Source organism: Paracoccus caeni (genome assembly GCF_016629665.1).
GTDB classification, from domain to species: Bacteria; Pseudomonadota; Alphaproteobacteria; order Rhodobacterales; family Rhodobacteraceae; genus Paracoccus; species Paracoccus caeni.
On record NZ_JAEPRQ010000014.1, the window covers coordinates 18,967 to 34,367 of the forward strand.

General features: G+C 62.1%; 14 protein-coding genes. 7 read left to right on the forward strand and 7 right to left on the reverse strand.

Annotation, left to right across the window (positions count from 1 at the left end; all coding sequences use genetic code 11):
• Window positions 1-7: 7 nt before the first annotated feature.
• Window positions 8-970, reverse strand: a complete 963-nt coding sequence (bhcB, locus tag JJJ17_RS19770; protein WP_200689560.1) for a beta-hydroxyaspartate dehydratase BhcB — start codon at window positions 968-970, stop codon at window positions 8-10.
• The gene (gene bhcA, locus JJJ17_RS19775; RefSeq protein ID WP_200689561.1) at window positions 970-2,160 is read right to left on the reverse strand and encodes an L-aspartate--glyoxylate aminotransferase BhcA; all 1,191 of its coding nucleotides are present in this window, start codon (window positions 2,158-2,160) and stop codon (window positions 970-972) included. The genes bhcB and bhcA overlap by 1 nt, the downstream gene beginning before the upstream one ends.
• A 185-nt stretch (window positions 2,161-2,345) precedes the next feature.
• Between bhcA and bhcR the strand changes: the two genes are divergently transcribed.
• Entirely contained in the window at window positions 2,346-3,146 is an 801-nt protein-coding gene (gene bhcR, locus JJJ17_RS19780; protein WP_200689563.1) for an HTH-type transcriptional regulator BhcR, read from the forward strand.
• 272 nt (window positions 3,147-3,418) lie between these two features.
• Here the strand turns inward: bhcR and JJJ17_RS19785 are convergent, their stop codons facing one another.
• Together JJJ17_RS19785 and JJJ17_RS19790 are read right to left on the reverse strand one after the other, a co-directional pair.
• Window positions 3,419-3,970, reverse strand: coding sequence for a hypothetical protein (locus JJJ17_RS19785; RefSeq protein ID WP_200689564.1), 552 nt, complete (start codon window positions 3,968-3,970; stop codon window positions 3,419-3,421).
• Between the two features lie 408 nt (window positions 3,971-4,378).
• Window positions 4,379-5,680: an NCS2 family permease gene (locus tag JJJ17_RS19790; protein WP_200689566.1), complete on the reverse strand. Its 1,302-nt coding sequence runs from the start codon at window positions 5,678-5,680 to the stop codon at window positions 4,379-4,381.
• Between the two features lie 219 nt (window positions 5,681-5,899).
• Between JJJ17_RS19790 and puuE the strand changes: the two genes are divergently transcribed.
• The 6 genes from puuE (at window position 5,900) to JJJ17_RS19820 (ending at window position 11,990) form a co-directional block, all read left to right on the forward strand.
• A complete protein-coding gene (gene puuE, locus JJJ17_RS19795) occupies window positions 5,900-7,306 on the forward strand; it encodes an allantoinase PuuE (RefSeq protein WP_200689573.1) in 1,407 nt (468 codons plus the stop codon).
• Window positions 7,303-8,196 (forward strand): bifunctional allantoicase/(S)-ureidoglycine aminohydrolase, encoded by an 894-nt coding sequence (locus tag JJJ17_RS19800; protein WP_200689575.1) that lies wholly within the window; start codon window positions 7,303-7,305, stop codon window positions 8,194-8,196. The genes puuE and JJJ17_RS19800 overlap by 4 nt, the downstream gene beginning before the upstream one ends.
• Window positions 8,197-8,331: 135 nt before the next feature.
• The gene (locus JJJ17_RS19805) at window positions 8,332-8,835 is read left to right on the forward strand and encodes a hypothetical protein (RefSeq protein ID WP_200689577.1); all 504 of its coding nucleotides are present in this window, start codon (window positions 8,332-8,334) and stop codon (window positions 8,833-8,835) included.
• A 107-nt stretch (window positions 8,836-8,942) separates the two neighbouring features.
• The gene (locus JJJ17_RS19810) at window positions 8,943-10,046 is read left to right on the forward strand and encodes a transglutaminase-like domain-containing protein (RefSeq protein ID WP_200689579.1); all 1,104 of its coding nucleotides are present in this window, start codon (window positions 8,943-8,945) and stop codon (window positions 10,044-10,046) included.
• 98 nt (window positions 10,047-10,144) lie between these two features.
• Complete coding sequence (locus JJJ17_RS19815) at window positions 10,145-10,975, forward strand: hypothetical protein (protein ID WP_200689580.1); 831 nt, start codon at window positions 10,145-10,147, stop codon at window positions 10,973-10,975.
• Window positions 10,976-11,129: 154 nt separating this feature from the next.
• Window positions 11,130-11,990, forward strand: coding sequence for an oxidoreductase (locus JJJ17_RS19820; RefSeq protein ID WP_200689581.1), 861 nt, complete (start codon window positions 11,130-11,132; stop codon window positions 11,988-11,990).
• 163 nt (window positions 11,991-12,153) lie between these two features.
• On the opposite strand, the gene JJJ17_RS19825 is transcribed toward JJJ17_RS19820, so the two are convergent.
• The 3 genes from JJJ17_RS19825 to JJJ17_RS19835 form a co-directional block, all read right to left on the reverse strand.
• Window positions 12,154-13,749, reverse strand: coding sequence for a GMC family oxidoreductase (locus JJJ17_RS19825; protein WP_200689582.1), 1,596 nt, complete (start codon window positions 13,747-13,749; stop codon window positions 12,154-12,156).
• 47 nt (window positions 13,750-13,796) lie between these two features.
• Window positions 13,797-14,795, reverse strand: a complete 999-nt coding sequence (locus JJJ17_RS19830) for a branched-chain amino acid ABC transporter permease (protein WP_200689583.1) — start codon at window positions 14,793-14,795, stop codon at window positions 13,797-13,799.
• A 1-nt stretch (window position 14,796) separates the two neighbouring features.
• Window positions 14,797-15,401, reverse strand: a 605-nt coding sequence (locus JJJ17_RS19835) for a branched-chain amino acid ABC transporter permease (RefSeq protein WP_200689584.1), incomplete at its 5' end; no start/stop codon positions are given.

Genomic DNA, 15,401 nt, shown 5'->3' on the forward strand with positions numbered 1-15,401 from the left:
CCTCTCCTCAAAGCCAGGGCAGCTTGTCGAGATCGACATTGCCGCCGGTGATGATAATGCCGACACGCTTGCCAGCGAATGCGTCGCGATTCTTCAGGATGGTGGACAGCGGCACGGCGCTGCTGGGCTCCATCACGATCCGCAGATGTTTCCAGATCAGCTTCATCGCCTCGACGATTTCGGGGTCGGATGCGGTGTAGATCTCGGAGACGTGGTTGCTGACGAAATGCCAGGTCAGTTCCTTCAGCGGCACCAGCAAGCCATCGGCGATGGTTTTCGGCGCATCGTCGGCGATGATGTGACCGGCCTTGAAGCTGCGATAGGCGTCATCGGCCTGTTCCGGCTCTGCCGCGATCACCTGCGTCTCGGGTGCCAGCGTCGAGAGCGTCAGACAGGTGCCCGAAATCATCCCGCCGCCGCCAATCGGCGCGACCACCATGTCCAGCCCGTCGGTCTGTTCGACGAATTCCTTGGCACAGGTGCCCTGCCCCGCGATCACGCGCGGATCGTTATAGGGATGCACGAAATCGCCGCCGGTCCGGGCCTGCACCTCGGCAAAGGTCGCCTCGCGGCTGCTGGTCGAAGGCTCGCATTCGGTGATCTGCCCGCCATAGCGGCGCACGGTATCCTTCTTCGCCTGCGGCGCGGTGCGCGGCATCACGACATTGCAGGGAATCCCCCGGCGCATCGCCGCATAGGACAGGCAGGACGCATGATTGCCCGAGGAATGCGTCGCAACCCCCTTGGCCGCCTGCGCCTCGTCCAGCCCGAAAACCGCGTTGGTGGCGCCGCGAACCTTGAAAGCCCCCGGCTCCTGAAAATTCTCGCATTTGAAGAATAGCTGCGCCCCGGTCAGATCGTTCAGATAGTCCGAGACGCGAACCGGAGTCCGCCGGATATGCGGCTTGATCCGCTCATGCGCGGCCAGCATGTCCTCGTAAGTCGGGATATACATCGGTTGATCCTTCATCACGCGGCCTTGGCCAGCGCGGCGGCTGCGGTCCGGCGATAGTGATCCTGTGCGGCGGCGACGCCGCTGCCCAGCTTCACCGGCAGGCCCAGATCGGCCATGACCATTTCCGCCGTGGCAATGCCCGACAGCGCCATAACGTCGGTCAGGCTACCCAGATGGCCGATACGGAAAACCTTGCCCGCGACATCGCCCAGACCCGTGCCGAATGCGACGCCATAAGTGTTCAACGCATGGCTGACGATCTTGTTGGCATCAAATCCTTCCGGCGTGCGGATCGCGCTGACACTGTCCGAATAAAGATCAGGCCGCGCGGCGCAAAGCTTCAGCCCCCACGCAGAAACCGCCTGACGAACACCTTCGGCGATGCGGTTGTGGCGGGCAAAGACATTCTCCAGCCCCTCTTCCAGCAGCATATCGGTCGCGACCTTCAGGCCGTTCAGCAGACCGACCGGCGGGGTATAGGGGAAGCCATTGGCGGCATAACCCTTGGCCATGTCACGAATATCGAAGAAGGTGCGCGGCAGTTTCGCGCCCTCGACCGCTGCCATCGCCTTGGGCGAAAAGCCGACAATCGCCAGACCCGGCGGCAGCATGAAGCCCTTTTGCGAGCCGGTGACGGCGATATCGACGCCCCATTCATCCATGCGGAAATCATAGCAGGCAATCGAGCTGACACCGTCCACAAACAGCAGCGCCGGATGGCCCGCCGCGTCCAGAGCACGGCGAACGGCGGCGATATCGCTGCGAACGCCGGTGGCGGTTTCGTTATGCGTCGCCAGAACGACCTTGATCTCGTGCCCCTTATCGGCGGTCAGGATCTCTTCAAACCTGTCGGCGGGAACGCCCTCGCCCCATTCCTGCATGACGACCTGAACATCCAGACCGTGACGCTGGCACATATCGATCCAGCGGTGGCTGAACATGCCGTTGCGGGTTGCCAGAACCTTGTCGCCGGGCGACAAGGTGTTGGTGATGGCGGTTTCCCAGCCACCCGTCCCGGTCGAGGGGAAAACGAAGACCTGCCCGCTCTCGGTTTTCAGAACCTTCTTGACGCCGTCCAGCGCCGGGTGAAGGATCTTGCCGAATACCGGGCTGCGGTGGTCGATGGTGGGCATGTCCACGGCCTTCCGAAGAACCTCGGGGATATTGGTCGGGCCGGGAATGAAAATCGGGTTCTGGCTGGTCATGGCGCATCCTCCATTTGCTCATACAAACATACCGCGCCGGGGATGAAGTCGCAATTTTTCTGGAAAACATTTCCACAATGCGATAAAAGCCTGAAATGAGCTGCGGAAACAGGGGCTTGCCATTTTCCGGGCGAGAATCGCGATTTTCGCCGTGCAGCCCATGCAGTCTTAACCGGAGGAATATAATGGCTGAACCGACCCGCCGCAGAGGCCGCCCGCGCAGCGCCAAGGAAACCACCGGCACGGTGCAGGTGCTGGACCGCGCGCTGGACATGCTGGATCTGCTTGCGGGCTCGCAGGGCCTGACGCTGAGCGAGGTGGCCGAGCGAACGGAACAGTCGCCCTCAACGGTCCACCGCCTGCTGCATTCGCTGGGCGCGCGAGGCATGGTCGAAAGCGATCCGGCCACGCAGGCATGGCATATCGGCCCCGCGACCTTCCGTCTGGGCACGGCTTTCATGCGCCGGTCGGGCATTGTCGAACGCGCCCGCCCGATCCTGCGCGGTCTGATGGAACACACCGGCGAGACCGCCAATCTGGGCATCCTCAGCGGCGATGCGGTGCTGTTCGTCAGCCAGATCGAGACGCAGGAAACCATCCGCGCCTTCTTCCCGCCCGGCACCTCTTCGCCCCTTCATGCGTCTGGCATCGGCAAGGCGCTGCTGGCCTTTGGCCGCCCGCAAATCCTTGAAGATTTCCTGCGCCGCGCGCCGTTGCAGCGTTTCACCGACAAGACCCTGACCACGCCCGAGGCGCTGCAAGAAGACATGGCCCGCATCCGCGCGCGGGGTTTTTCCTTCGACGATGAGGAAAAGACCCGAGGCATGCGCTGCATCGCCGCCCCGGTCTTCGACCTCTCGGGCGAGGCGATCGCCGGCATCTCGGTCAGCGGCCCAACGCATCGGGTAGGATCGGAGCATGTGAAGACGCTAGGCGCCGCGGTCTCGGCAGCGGCGGCCGAGCTATCACAGGCGATGGGCGGGTAGTTTGTCGCCGATGGCTTCCCTTGCAAACGGCGCTTCAGCCGTAGTCATCCCTTCGAAGTGAAGAGCCCAAAGCTGACACTGAGACATGCCGCCGCAAGACCTTCGCGGCGGCATTTTGTCCGGCACGTTCCCCACTGCTCGAAATAGTGCCTCTTTCGGCTGGAAACGAGTACTTATTGCAGAGATTTTGGGGTGGCTGACTATTTCACATCTAGGCGCAGCTACCTGCCAAAACACCGTTAGAAGGGATGATCGATTGCTCGCATTGATCTCTAAACGAGCTCTTTTACATCCACCACAGATCCCACCAGACCAGTTAGGGCAGGCAGCGAACGCCTCAAAGCGCTGAGCATTTTTTCACGGCGGAGAAAGTTCGCAGTTTGCATATTCACCCAATCCCGAAATTTTATTGGGTCTCGAGGTCCGTTAATCGAGGCTTCCACTGCGAGATCTCCAATTCGACCGATAATGTCTAAAAATTCTGATTTTGTTCTATGTCCAAGCTTAAGGAAATAATAGTCTTTGCCGGTTGCGCGAAATACGATGCAAGGCAGATCGGAATGCTTTATCTCAAGGTGGTTTATCATCGCCCTAGCCAAATCGATTCCATATTGATGCTCATCGGTTACATTTACCGTGTATCCATTGTTCACATGTGGTATGAGCAGATGAAAAGAACTCCCCACATGAGCGTTAAACCCCGCCCGAGCACCTAGAACCCAATCAATTTTATCTCGACTGTATCTGTGATCAATATAAGTGCCGACCAAAGCCCTTTCACGCTCGAATTCATCGATTTGCTCCTGGGTTGCAATCAAGTGCATTTTCAAATCCCTCAACATTAAGGCATCGCCTCAACCGGTGTAGAGGTGCTTACCTTATATAATTGAACACCTCATCACTTATCGGCTTGCTGTGCAAGAAATTTCTAAACCCATTCAATATTTTCAATGCTTATTACGGAGAGTTTACTCTTCTCCATGCAACTGTCGCAGCGGTCAGCTTTTCCGACCGATGCAATGACTATGTTGTAGTTACAGACAGCCTTGCTGCCGCACCCGCAAACGGCAGCTCCGTCCCGCATAGCAGACACCTGACGACCGACACAGCGGCTTAAACATCACGGCGCAGCATCTCATGAGCGCGCGAACTTCCTGCATCCGCGATGTCGCCCAAACGAAAGCAGCCGCCGGAAATCTCCGGCGGCTGCTTTCGTCTTGCTGCGATAAATCTCAGTGACCGCCGAAGAAGGCGAATTTGATCACGAACAGACCGGCAACGATCCATGTCGCCAGATGCACCTGCGATGCCTTGCCGGTCAGCAGTTTTATCAGCGCATAGCTGATGAAACCGAAAGCCAGACCGTTGGCGATCGAATAGGTGAAGGGCATGGCAAGCGCGGTCAGGACGGCGGGCGCGGCCTCGGTCACGTCCTCCCAGTCGATCTCGGCCAGTTCGCGCACCATCAGCGTGGCGACGTAAAGCAGCGCCGGTGCCGTGGCATAGGCGGGAACCGATCCGGCCAGCGGCGCAAAGAAGGTCGCCAGCAGGAACAGCACGCCGACAACCAGCGCCGTCAGCCCGGTCCTGCCACCTGCCTGCACCCCCGAAGCGCTTTCGACATAGGCCGTGGTCGAGGATGTCCCCAGCAGCGAGCCTGCGGTGATCGCGGTCGAATCCGCCATAAGTGCCCGGCTCAGGCCCTTGTTCTGATGCACCGGCCCTTCGGTCAGCAGCCCGGCGCGTTTCGCCACCCCGATCAGTGTGCCGGTTGCGTCGAAGACCTCGACCAGAACCATCACCAGAATGACGTGGAAGATGCCGTAATGCAGCGCGCCCATCACGTCGAGTTGCAGGAAGGTCGGCGCGATCGAGGGCGGCATCGACATCACCCCGCCGAATTCGCTGACGCCAAACAGGATCGAGGCCACCGTAATCACCAGGATCCCGATCAGGATGGCGCCTTTCACCTTCAGCGCGTCCAGCGCCACGATGATGAAAAAGCCCGCGATCGCCAGCAGCGTGCCGGTATTGGTCAGATCGCCCAACGCCACCAGCGTCGCCTCGTTCCCGACGACGATGCCTGCGGATTTCAGCGCGATAATGCCCAGAAACATGCCGATCCCCGCAGCAACGCCGCTGCGCATCGACACCGGAATACCCGCGATCAGCCAGCGCCGGATGCCGGTGACCGACAGGAACAGAAAGATCAGGCCAGAGATGAACACCGCGCCAAGCGCCTGCTGCCAGCTAAAGCCCATTGCGCCGACCACGGTGAAGGCGAAGAAGGCATTCAGCCCCATTCCCGGCGCCATGCCGATAGGCCAGTTCGCCCATAGCCCCATGACAATCGATCCGACCGCTGCCGCAAGACAGGTGGCGATAAAGACCGCGTTGCGATCCATCCCGGTCGTGGACAGGATGTCCGGATTGACGAAAATGATATAGGCCATGGTCAGGAAGGTGGTGATGCCTGCGATCACCTCGGTCCTGACATTGCTGCCATGTTCGGCCAGCTTGAAGTATCGTTCCATGTGGTCCCTCCACGCGGCCTTTCCGGGCCGCCCCGGCAATCAGCTTATGTGATGAAACTTTGATCCAACAATCATCGCCAGACCGGAAGTCTTTCAATGAAGCGTTGAAATCGGCGCGATCTTTGTCGATTCGTTGATACTGAATGTCACAGATGCCCGCTTGCACCACAATGCGTGTCGCGGTTTTCTTTGCAAGAACCGTCAGCCAAGGATCATGACATGCGCTACAGCCGCGATTTGCGAGGATATGGTGAAACGACCCCGGACCCGCAATGGCCGGGCGGTGCCAGGATCGCGGTGCAGATTGTCGTCAATTATGAAGAAGGCGGCGAAAACAGCATCGAACATGGCGATGCCGCGTCCGAAGCGTTCCTGTCCGAGATCATCGGCTGTCAGCCATGGCCGGGCCAGCGCCACTGGAACATGGAATCGATCTATGATTACGGCGCGCGGTCAGGCTTCTGGCGGCTGCACCGGCTGCTGAAGGATATTCCCGTCACCGTCTATGGCGTCGCCACCGCGCTGGAGCGCAGCCCCGAACAGGTCGCGGCGATGCAAGCGGCAGGGTGGGAAATCGCCACGCATGGGCTGAAATGGATCGATTACCGCGACATCCCGCGCGAGGTCGAGGCCGAACATATCGCCGAGGCGATTCGTCTGCATACCGCCGTCACCGGCGAACGACCGCGCGGCTTCTATCAGGGGCGCACCTCGATGAACACGGTGGCGCTTGGCTGCGAGGAAGGCGGTTTCGACTATCTGGCCGACACCATCGCCGACGATCTACCCTATTGGCATCTCCATATTGGCCGCCCGCAACTGATGGTGCCCTATACGATGGACGCCAATGACATGCGGTTTTCCAGCGGTCAGGGCTTTGGCACCGGCGTCGAGTTCTTCGACTATCTCCGTGACAGCTTCGACATTCTTTATGCCGAAGGTGAGGCGGGCGCGCCGAAGATGATGTCGATCGGGCTGCATTGCCGCCTTGCCGGTCGTCCGGGCCGGGCGATGGCGATTCAGCGCTTTCTGGACCATTGCCGCAGCCATGAGGGGGTCTGGTTCGCCTCGCGTCTCGACATCGCCCGGCACTGGGCCGAGACGCATCCCTATCAGGCAAGGCAACGCCCGTCCGAAATGTCGCGCGAGGATTTCGTGGCGGCATTCGGCGGCATCTATGAGCATTCGCCCTTCATCGCCGAGCGGGTCTGGGACGCAGAGATGGGGGCGGTCCATAATAGCGCCAGCGGGCTTGCCGCGCGGATGGCGCAGGTGTTTCGCAGTTCCAGCGACGCGGAACGTCTTGGCGTTCTGATCGCTCACCCCGATCTTGCCGGGAAACTGGCGGCGGCGAAACGGCTGACGGCCGACAGCACCGCCGAACAGGCCAGCGCCGGGCTGGACGCGCTGACCGACGACGAAAAGGCCCGGTTCACCAGCCTGAACGACGCCTATGTCGCCAAGCACGGCTTTCCTTTCATCATCGCCGTGCGCGACCACGACAAACCCGGCATCCTTGCCGCCATGCAGGCCCGGATCGAGAATGACACCCAAACCGAACGCGCCGAGGCCGAAAGGCAGGTCATGCGGATCGGTGAGCTTCGCCTCAAGGAGGCCCTGAAATGAACGATCTTCCCCCGAAAGGTGCCCCCACCGGCGATGTCGCCGTCATCCCCGAGGAACAGGCGCGCTTCAACCCCTATGCCGGCCCCGTCACCGGCCTGCCGCCGCAGACCGGCCTGACCACCGACACGGCGGTCTTTACCGAAGCCTATGCGGTCATTCCCCGTACCGTCATGCGCGATATTGTGACCAGCTATCTGCCCGGCTGGGAAGGGATGCGGATGTGGATGCTGGCACGCCCACTGACCGGCTTTGCCGAGACCTTCAGCCAATATATCGTTGAACTGGCCGAGGGCGGGGGCTCGGATCAGCCCGATGACGACCCAGAGGTGCAGCACGCGATCTTCGTGACCGGCGGCGACATGCAGGTGGTCATCGACGGAGCAGAGCATCTGCTGAAGCCCGGTGGCTTCGCCTATATCCCGCCCGGCACGCCGTGGAAAATCCGCAACCGCACCAGCGGCCCGGCAGGTTTCCATTGGTGGCGAAAGCGCTGGCAGCCCTGCAACGGCGTCGAGAAACCCAAGCCGATCATTGCGCAGGAACAGGACATCGCGCCCTCTCCGATGCCCGATACCGACGGCGCATGGGCCACGACCCGCTTCATGGACCCCGCCGATCTCAGCCACGACATGCATATCACCGTGGTCACGTTCAAACCGGGCGGCTCGATCCCCTTCGCGGAAACGCATGTGATGGAACACGGGCTTTTCGTGCTGGAGGGCAAGGCCGTCTATCGGCTCAACCGTGACTGGGTCGAGGTCGGCCCCGGCGACTATATGTGGCTGCGCGCCTTCTGCCCGCAAGCCTGCTATGCGGGCGGTCCGGGCCGGTTCCGCTATCTGCTCTACAAGGACGTGAACCGCCACGCGCCGCTTTGGCCGAACAGGTAAGCAGAGTGAGGGTGGGCATCCAGCCCACCCTTCCCACACTGACGGAATAGTCGCCCCACGTTTCCGCGACATCGCGGAACGCGCGGCCGGATCGCGGGTTGATGGATGAACGCCCACCATCACAGGACAGCGGCCATGCGCGTCATTCCTTCCCTCATCCTTACCCTTTCGCTCGCCACCCCGGCCCTTGCCCAGACCGAGCCGCCGCTCGACAATACCGAGGTGCCGTCGCAATTCATCGATGACCGCTCTTCGCCCGAACGTGTCGTGACCTCGCTCTACAACGCCATCGACCGCCGCGAATATCTGCGCGGGTGGAGCTATTTCGCCCCCGACACCGCCCCCGATTACGACACCTTCCGCGACGGTTATGAGACGACTGAAAAGGTCGAGCTTCGGCTTGGCGAGGTTCATTCCGAAGGCGCTGCCGGTTCTGTCTATTCGCTGGTTCCGGTGGCTCTCAGGGCGACCGACGCCGACGGAACCGAAACCGTCTTTGCAGGCTGCTATCGCCTGACGCAGGTGCAACCGGCCGCACAGGATACCCCGCCCTTCCGCCCGATCCAGATCGACGAAGGCAAGCTTGATCCCAGTGATCAGCCCTTCGATCAGGCGATGGGCACCTGCGACGAACCATGATGCCGCAGCGCGGCGAGCATGATGCTTGAGCATGGCCCCCCGCCCGCCTAGGGTCTTGTTAACCTTTTCCGAAAGCCAGACCCCGCCATCAAGCGAAGGAGAATGTCATGTTCACCCCGAACCGCCGCCGCATCCTGCAACTTGCCGTCGCCGCAGGTGCCACGCCGCTTTTGTCCGGGCTTCCCGCCTTTGCGGGTGGCGCCCGCGCCTTCGCGCCTCAACCTTCGGACTGGCGCAGCTACCAGATCGCCACGACCATCCGCCTGCCCGCCGATGGTCAGGCGGCGCAGATTTGGCTGCCGGTGCCCTCGCTTGAAAACGACTATCAGCATAGCTTGTCGGACGAGGTGACTGGCAATGCCGCCCGCGCCGATATCGTCACCGATCAGAAAACCGGCGCGAAATATCTGCATGCCAGCTTCGATGCGGGCAGCACGCCCGAACTGACCCTGACCAGCAGCTTCCAGACCCGCAACCGGGTGGTGGACTGGTCGAAGCCGATCGATGTGACCGAAGATCCGGCAATCATTCAGGCAGCACTTGCCCCCTCGGCCAACAAGCCGTTGGACGGGGTCGTGGCCGAACGCGCCGCCGAGATCACCGCAGGCGCGACCACCGATCTTGAGAAGGTGCAGGCGATCTATGCGTGGATCGTCACCCATTGTTTCCGCAACATGGACACGCCCGGCTGCGGTCCCGGCGATTCGGTGGCGACACTGACCACGGCCAGCCTTGGCGGCAAATGCGCCGATCTGAACGGGCTTTTCGTGGCCCTGTCCCGCGCCTCGGGCGTGCCCGCCCGCGACATCTACGGCGTCCGCGTGGCACCTTCCGAATTCGGCTTCAAACAGCTTGGCGCGAATAGCCCCGGCATCTCGGGCGCGCAGCATTGCCGGGCCGAGGTCTGGCTGTCGGGCCATGGCTGGGTGGCGATGGACCCCGCCGATGTGCTGAAGGTCATGCGCGCCGAAACCGACGACTGGATTCGCGATCCCAACGACCCGCTCGTGGCCGAGGTGAACAAGGCGCTTCTGGGTAATTGGGAAGGCAACTGGGTCGGTTTCAACATGGCCGAGGATCTGGTCCTGACCGGCCGCGACGCCCCGGCCTTGCCGTTCATGATGTATCCGCAAGGCCAGATCGGCACGCGCGCGCTGAACGAGTTGGACCCCGAAGGCTTCAGCTATGAGATGACGGCGACCGCCCTTTGATCCTGCCCGCCCCGCCACGACGCGCTGGCGGGGTGGCTTGCATCCGCCGCCTGACCGGGCCAGATTTCGCCGGACCGTTCCGAACCGAAAGGCTGCGCATGTCCCCGTTCCGCCTCTGCCTCGCGCTTCTTTGCGGCGTCAGCGCCTCTGCCGCTGCAGCGCAGGATTTCCGCACCGCCTCGCAGGTCGATGGCCTTGCGATCCGCCCGCTTTCAACCCTGCCCGCCAACAAGGCAGGCGCACCCGACAGCGAATATTGCTTCTCCGTCAACACCGAGCCCAAAACGCCGGGCGGTCGCGCCGCCGCAGCCGCCAACTGGGCAGTGACCAGTGAGGTGCAACGCGACGGTCTCGACTTCGTGACCTTCGCCGGAAAGACCACCCCCGGCACCAGCGGTTCCTGCCTGATCGAGGACGGCAATCTTGCCATCTACCGGGGCGAAACCCTGCTGGCGCTGATCTATGCGACCGAACGGACCGACCGCAGCATCGGCTCGGTCGAGGAGACGGTGGCGGGCCTGCGCATCTGGGACGGTGACTGGCTTTCGGCCCCGCTGGCCGATCTTCGGCTTTATGGCGACGATCTGGCGATCCTGCGAAACGTCGCCTCCGAAGACGCCTTTTGCGGAGGTGCCAACCCAGTGACGACCGTTTACGGCCTGCCGATCCATCTGGCCCGCGAGGTTCTGGCCGCAGATGGCTGGCAGCCTTCGATTCCGAAGGAAAGACCGGACGGCATCCCCTTCTTCCGCGACGCCTTGATCAAGGCGGGCCTGCCAGAGGTGCAGGACTGTTCGGGCACCGGCTTCGGCTATTGCGCCTTCGAATATCAGTCCGAAAACGGCGCGATCCTGGGGGTCACGACCGCAGGCGAAGGCGACGAAGGATCGACGCCGGGGGTGGTGGGTTACTCCGTCAACTGCCCCTGATCACGACCATGATCCCGCGTGCTCCGGTCCCCTAGGATCGGGGCGCGCAGACCTTGCGCAGCCTGACCATTGGCGCGACACTTCCTTCCTCATCATCAGCGCGGATCGCGGCAGCAGCCGATGATCGCACCCTGCCCGTTCAGGAGACCCATCGATGACCCTACCCGCCGCAGCAGCAGGTCGCTTTACCTTCCCCGGCACCGGCATCCGCGTGAACCGCATGGGCTACGGTGCCATGCAACTGGCCGGGCCGCATGTCTTTGGCCCGCCGAAAGACCGGGACGAGGCGCTTGCCGTTCTCAAAGAGGCGGTCTCCCTTGGCATCGATCATATCGATACCAGCGATTTCTATGGCCCCTATGTCACGAACGAGCTGATCCACGAGGCGCTGGCCCCCTATCCCGGCAATCTGGTTCTGGTGACCAAGATCGGCGGCTATCGCAACGACCGGGGCGACTGGCTTCTGGCCCATGACGAGAACTTTCTGCGCCGCTCGGTTCAGGACAATCTCGACCGGCTTACGCTTGAACGGATCGAGATCGTGAACCTGCGCATGGAAGGGCCTGATGACGACATCGCCCCGCCGATGCGGGTCATGCGCGCCATGCAAGAGGAAGGCCTGATCGGCCATATCGGCATCAGCACGATCACCCCGCAGCAATTGCAGATCGCCCGCGACATCGCGCCGCTGGTCTGTGTGCAGAACCATTACAATCTGGTCCACCGTCAGGACGATGCCATGATCGATGAACTGGCCGATGCCGGTATCGCCTATGTCCCCTATTTCCCGCTGGGCGGCTTTTCACCGATGCAATCAGCCGGGCTGAATGAAGTCGCGGCAGAGATGAATGCCAGCCCGCAACAGGTGGCGCTGGCATGGCTTCTGGCGCGCAGCCCGAACATCCTCGTCATTCCCGGCACCTCCCGCCGCAGCCACCTGCGCCAGAATATCGAGGCCGCCGCGCTTGGCTTTACCCCCGATCAGCGCCGACGGCTCGACAGCCTCTCGGGCTGAGCCCGCAACACCGGGCGTTCGCAAGCGGTGTACAGCCTGTGCACGCCCGGTGCATGCGCCGTGGACGGGCTGTGCCGCCGAAATCCCAGCATTTGCTGGCTTTTCCCGCCACCCGATTTCTTCGTTGTATAAATACCGATTGCAACGCCTGACAGGTATGGCGTTACCGCGCGTCTTCCAGAATCATCTGCGCCGCCTTCTCGGCGATCATCATCGTCGGCGCGTTGGTATTGCCGCTGGTGATCGTCGGCATGACCGAGGCATCCGCGATCCGCAGCCGCCCCACCGCCCGCATCCGTAAGCGCGGATCGACCACCGCATCCTCATCCACGCCCATCCGGCAGGTGCCGACCGGATGGAAAATGGTGGTGCCCACCGCCCCCGCCGCCTTGATCAGATCGTCGTCGCTTTGAAAGGCGATCCCCGGCACGTATTCCTCTGGATCAAAACGAGAAAATGCCGGTTGCGCCGCGATCTTGCGGGTCAGGCGAATGGCCTTTGCCGCCACATCCAGATCGCCCGGCGTAGACAGATAATTCGGCCTGATCGCCGGATGGGCGCGGAAATCCGGCCCGGTCACATGCACTGTTCCCCGGCTTTCCGGGCGCAGGTTGCAGACGCTGGCCGTCATTGCCGGAAAGGCGTGAACCGGGTCTCCGAACTTGTCGAGGCTCACCGGCTGCACATGATATTCCAGATCCGGCGTTTCCTTATCAGGACCAGAGCGCGTGAAGATCCCCAACTGGCTTGGCGCCATCGACATCGGCCCTGATCGCTTCAGAAGATATTCCAGCCCGATCAATGCCTTGCCAACCATGCGAGAGGCTTTCTCGTTCAGCGTCGGCACACCGCGAACCTTATAGACCAGCCGCAATTGCAGATGATCCTGTAGGTTCTCGCCCACGCCGCCGACCTCGACCTGCGGCGCGATTCCCGCCGCCTGCAAAGCTTCGCCCTGACCAATCCCTGACTGCTCAAGGACCTGCACCGAACCTATGGCGCCCGCAGACAGGATCACCTCACCCTCGGCCCGCGCCTCGATCCGCTGGCCCTGATGGTGGAAGATGACCCCCTTCGCCTCGCCATTCTCGATCACCAGCCGCTCGACCTCGGCCCCGGTCATCACCCGCAGGTTCTGCCGCCCCCGGATCGGGCGCAGGAAAGCCTTGGCCGCGCTCCACCGCCAACCGGCCTTCTGGGTCACGTCAAAATAGCCGCCCCCCTCATTGCTGCCTCGGTTAAAGTCGGGCGTGCGCGGTATCCCCGCCTGTTCCGCCGCATCCATAAAGGCGTCCAGCACCGCCCAGCGGACCCGCGCCGTCTCCACCCGCAACTCACCACCGGCGCCATGCGCCTCATCCGCGCCGCGATAGAAATCCTCATGCGCGCGGAACATCGGCAGCACGTCGTCCCACCCCCAGCCGGCGCAGCCCATCTGCCGCCAATGGTCATAATCCGCCGCCTGCCCGCGCATATAGATCATACCGTTGATCGACGAACAGCCGCCCAAAACCCGCCCGCGCGGATAGATCAGCGAACGCCCGTTCAGCCCCGCCTCGGCCTCGGTTTTGAAGCCCCAATCAGTGCGGGGATTGCCGATACAGTAAAGATAGCCCACCGGAATATGGATCCAGTGGTAATTGTCCCGCCCGCCCGCTTCCAGCAGCAGCACCCGGTTTTTCGGGTTTGCGCTCAGCCGGTTGGCCAGCACGCATCCGGCGCTTCCCGCGCCGATAATGATGTAATCGCAGCTTTCCATTGGTCACCCCATGCAGCGCCCCCCGCCAGTGGCGAGGGGCGGCAATGTTACGACTCGGACCTGAATCCCAGTTTTTTGCCCAGCTTTGATGCGAAGAATTCGCCGATCACGCCACGGCGGAACAGCAGCACGCACAGCATGAAGACGACGCCGGTAATGATCGTCACCGGAAATTCCGAGGTCGCCAGATAGTTCTGCAAGGTCACCACCAGACCCGCGCCGAAGATCGGACCGGCCAGCGTGCCGATGCCGCCCAGCAGTGTCATCAGGATCACCTCGCCCGACATCTGCCAGGCCACGTCGGTGAGCGTCGCGAACTGGAAGACCAGCGCCTTGGTGCCCCCGGCAAGCCCGCTCAGCGCCGCCGACATCACGAAAGCCCCCAGCTTGTAGCGGCTGACCGAATAGCCCAGCGAGATCGCCCGCTGCTCATTCTCACGGATCGATTTCAGGATCATCCCGAAGGGCGAATTGACGAAGCGCCAGATGATCAGCAGCCCAATGATGAACACCGCCAGCACGAAGTAATACATGTTGGTCGTGTCCTGAAGGTTGATCAGCCCGAAAAGCCTGCCGCGCGGCACCGACTGGATGCCGTCCTCGCCATGGGTGAACCCGGCTTGCAGGCAGAAGAAGAAGAACATCTGCGCCAGCGCCAGCGTGATCATCGCGAAATAGATGCCTTGGCGGCGGATCGCGATGGCCCCCATGATCAGCCCCAGACCTGCGGCCCCTGCGACGCCCAGCAGAATCCCCGCCTCGGGCGGCCAGCCCCAGACCTTCACCGAATGCGCGGTGAAATAGGCGGCGCCGCCGAAGAAGCAGGCATGGCCGAAGCTCAAGAGCCCGGTATAGCCCAGAAGCAGGTTGAAGGCCGAGGCGAACAGCGCAAAGCACAGCAGCTTCATCAGGAAGATCGGGTAGAAGAAATGCGGCGCCAGCAGCAGTCCGATCAGGCAGATCGCGATGATCGCCAACTGGATGCGCCGGGCCTGCGGATGAACCGCGCCGAATTCGACAGGAATGGGTTCGGATTTGCCTGACATCTCACGCATCCTTTCCGAAGAGACCCGCAGGACGCAGGATCAGAACGATCGCCATGATCACGAAGATGACGATATTCGAGGCTTCCGGGTAGAACACCTTGGTCAGCCCCTCGACGATGCCCAGCATGTAGCCGGTAACGATGGCGCCAAGGATCGAGCCCATGCCGCCGACCACCACCACCGCAAAGACCACGATGATGATCTGCGATCCCATCAGCGGACTGACCTGATAGATCGGTGCGGCCAGCACCCCGGTAAAGGCCGCAAGCCCGGCCCCAAGCGCATAGGTCAGCGTCAAGAGCAGCGGCACATTGACGCCAAAACTTTGCACCAGCGTCGGGTTCTCGGTCGCGGCGCGCAGGTAGGCGCCCAGCTTGGTCTTTTCGATCATCAGCCAGACGCCGATACAGACCACCAGCGAGGCCAGCACCACCCACCCCCGATAGATCGGCAGGAACATGAAACCCAGATTGACCGCGCCCTGTATGGGTTGCGGATAGGGCATGCCGGATGCGCCATAGTAATAGCGGAAGGTGCCCTCGATGGTCAGCGCCAGCCCGAAGGTGAACAGCAGCCCGTAAAGGTGGTCCAGCTTGTAAAGCCGCG

What these genes read in the sequence shown, in the direction of transcription:
- bhcB (WP_200689560.1), bottom strand. Translation starts at nt 970, where the DNA reads ATGAAGGATCAACCGATGTATATCCCGACTTACGAGGACATGCTGGCC.
- bhcA (WP_200689561.1), bottom strand. Translation starts at nt 2,160, where the DNA reads ATGACCAGCCAGAACCCGATTTTCATTCCCGGCCCGACCAATATCCCC.
- bhcR (WP_200689563.1), top strand. Translation starts at nt 2,346, where the DNA reads ATGGCTGAACCGACCCGCCGCAGAGGCCGCCCGCGCAGCGCCAAGGAA.
- JJJ17_RS19785 (WP_200689564.1), bottom strand. Translation starts at nt 3,970, where the DNA reads ATGCACTTGATTGCAACCCAGGAGCAAATCGATGAATTCGAGCGTGAA.
- JJJ17_RS19790 (WP_200689566.1), bottom strand. Translation starts at nt 5,680, where the DNA reads ATGGAACGATACTTCAAGCTGGCCGAACATGGCAGCAATGTCAGGACC.
- puuE (WP_200689573.1), top strand. Translation starts at nt 5,900, where the DNA reads ATGCGCTACAGCCGCGATTTGCGAGGATATGGTGAAACGACCCCGGAC.
- JJJ17_RS19800 (WP_200689575.1), top strand. Translation starts at nt 7,303, where the DNA reads ATGAACGATCTTCCCCCGAAAGGTGCCCCCACCGGCGATGTCGCCGTC.
- JJJ17_RS19805 (WP_200689577.1), top strand. Translation starts at nt 8,332, where the DNA reads ATGCGCGTCATTCCTTCCCTCATCCTTACCCTTTCGCTCGCCACCCCG.
- JJJ17_RS19810 (WP_200689579.1), top strand. Translation starts at nt 8,943, where the DNA reads ATGTTCACCCCGAACCGCCGCCGCATCCTGCAACTTGCCGTCGCCGCA.
- JJJ17_RS19815 (WP_200689580.1), top strand. Translation starts at nt 10,145, where the DNA reads ATGTCCCCGTTCCGCCTCTGCCTCGCGCTTCTTTGCGGCGTCAGCGCC.
- JJJ17_RS19820 (WP_200689581.1), top strand. Translation starts at nt 11,130, where the DNA reads ATGACCCTACCCGCCGCAGCAGCAGGTCGCTTTACCTTCCCCGGCACC.
- JJJ17_RS19825 (WP_200689582.1), bottom strand. Translation starts at nt 13,749, where the DNA reads ATGGAAAGCTGCGATTACATCATTATCGGCGCGGGAAGCGCCGGATGC.
- JJJ17_RS19830 (WP_200689583.1), bottom strand. Translation starts at nt 14,795, where the DNA reads ATGTCAGGCAAATCCGAACCCATTCCTGTCGAATTCGGCGCGGTTCAT.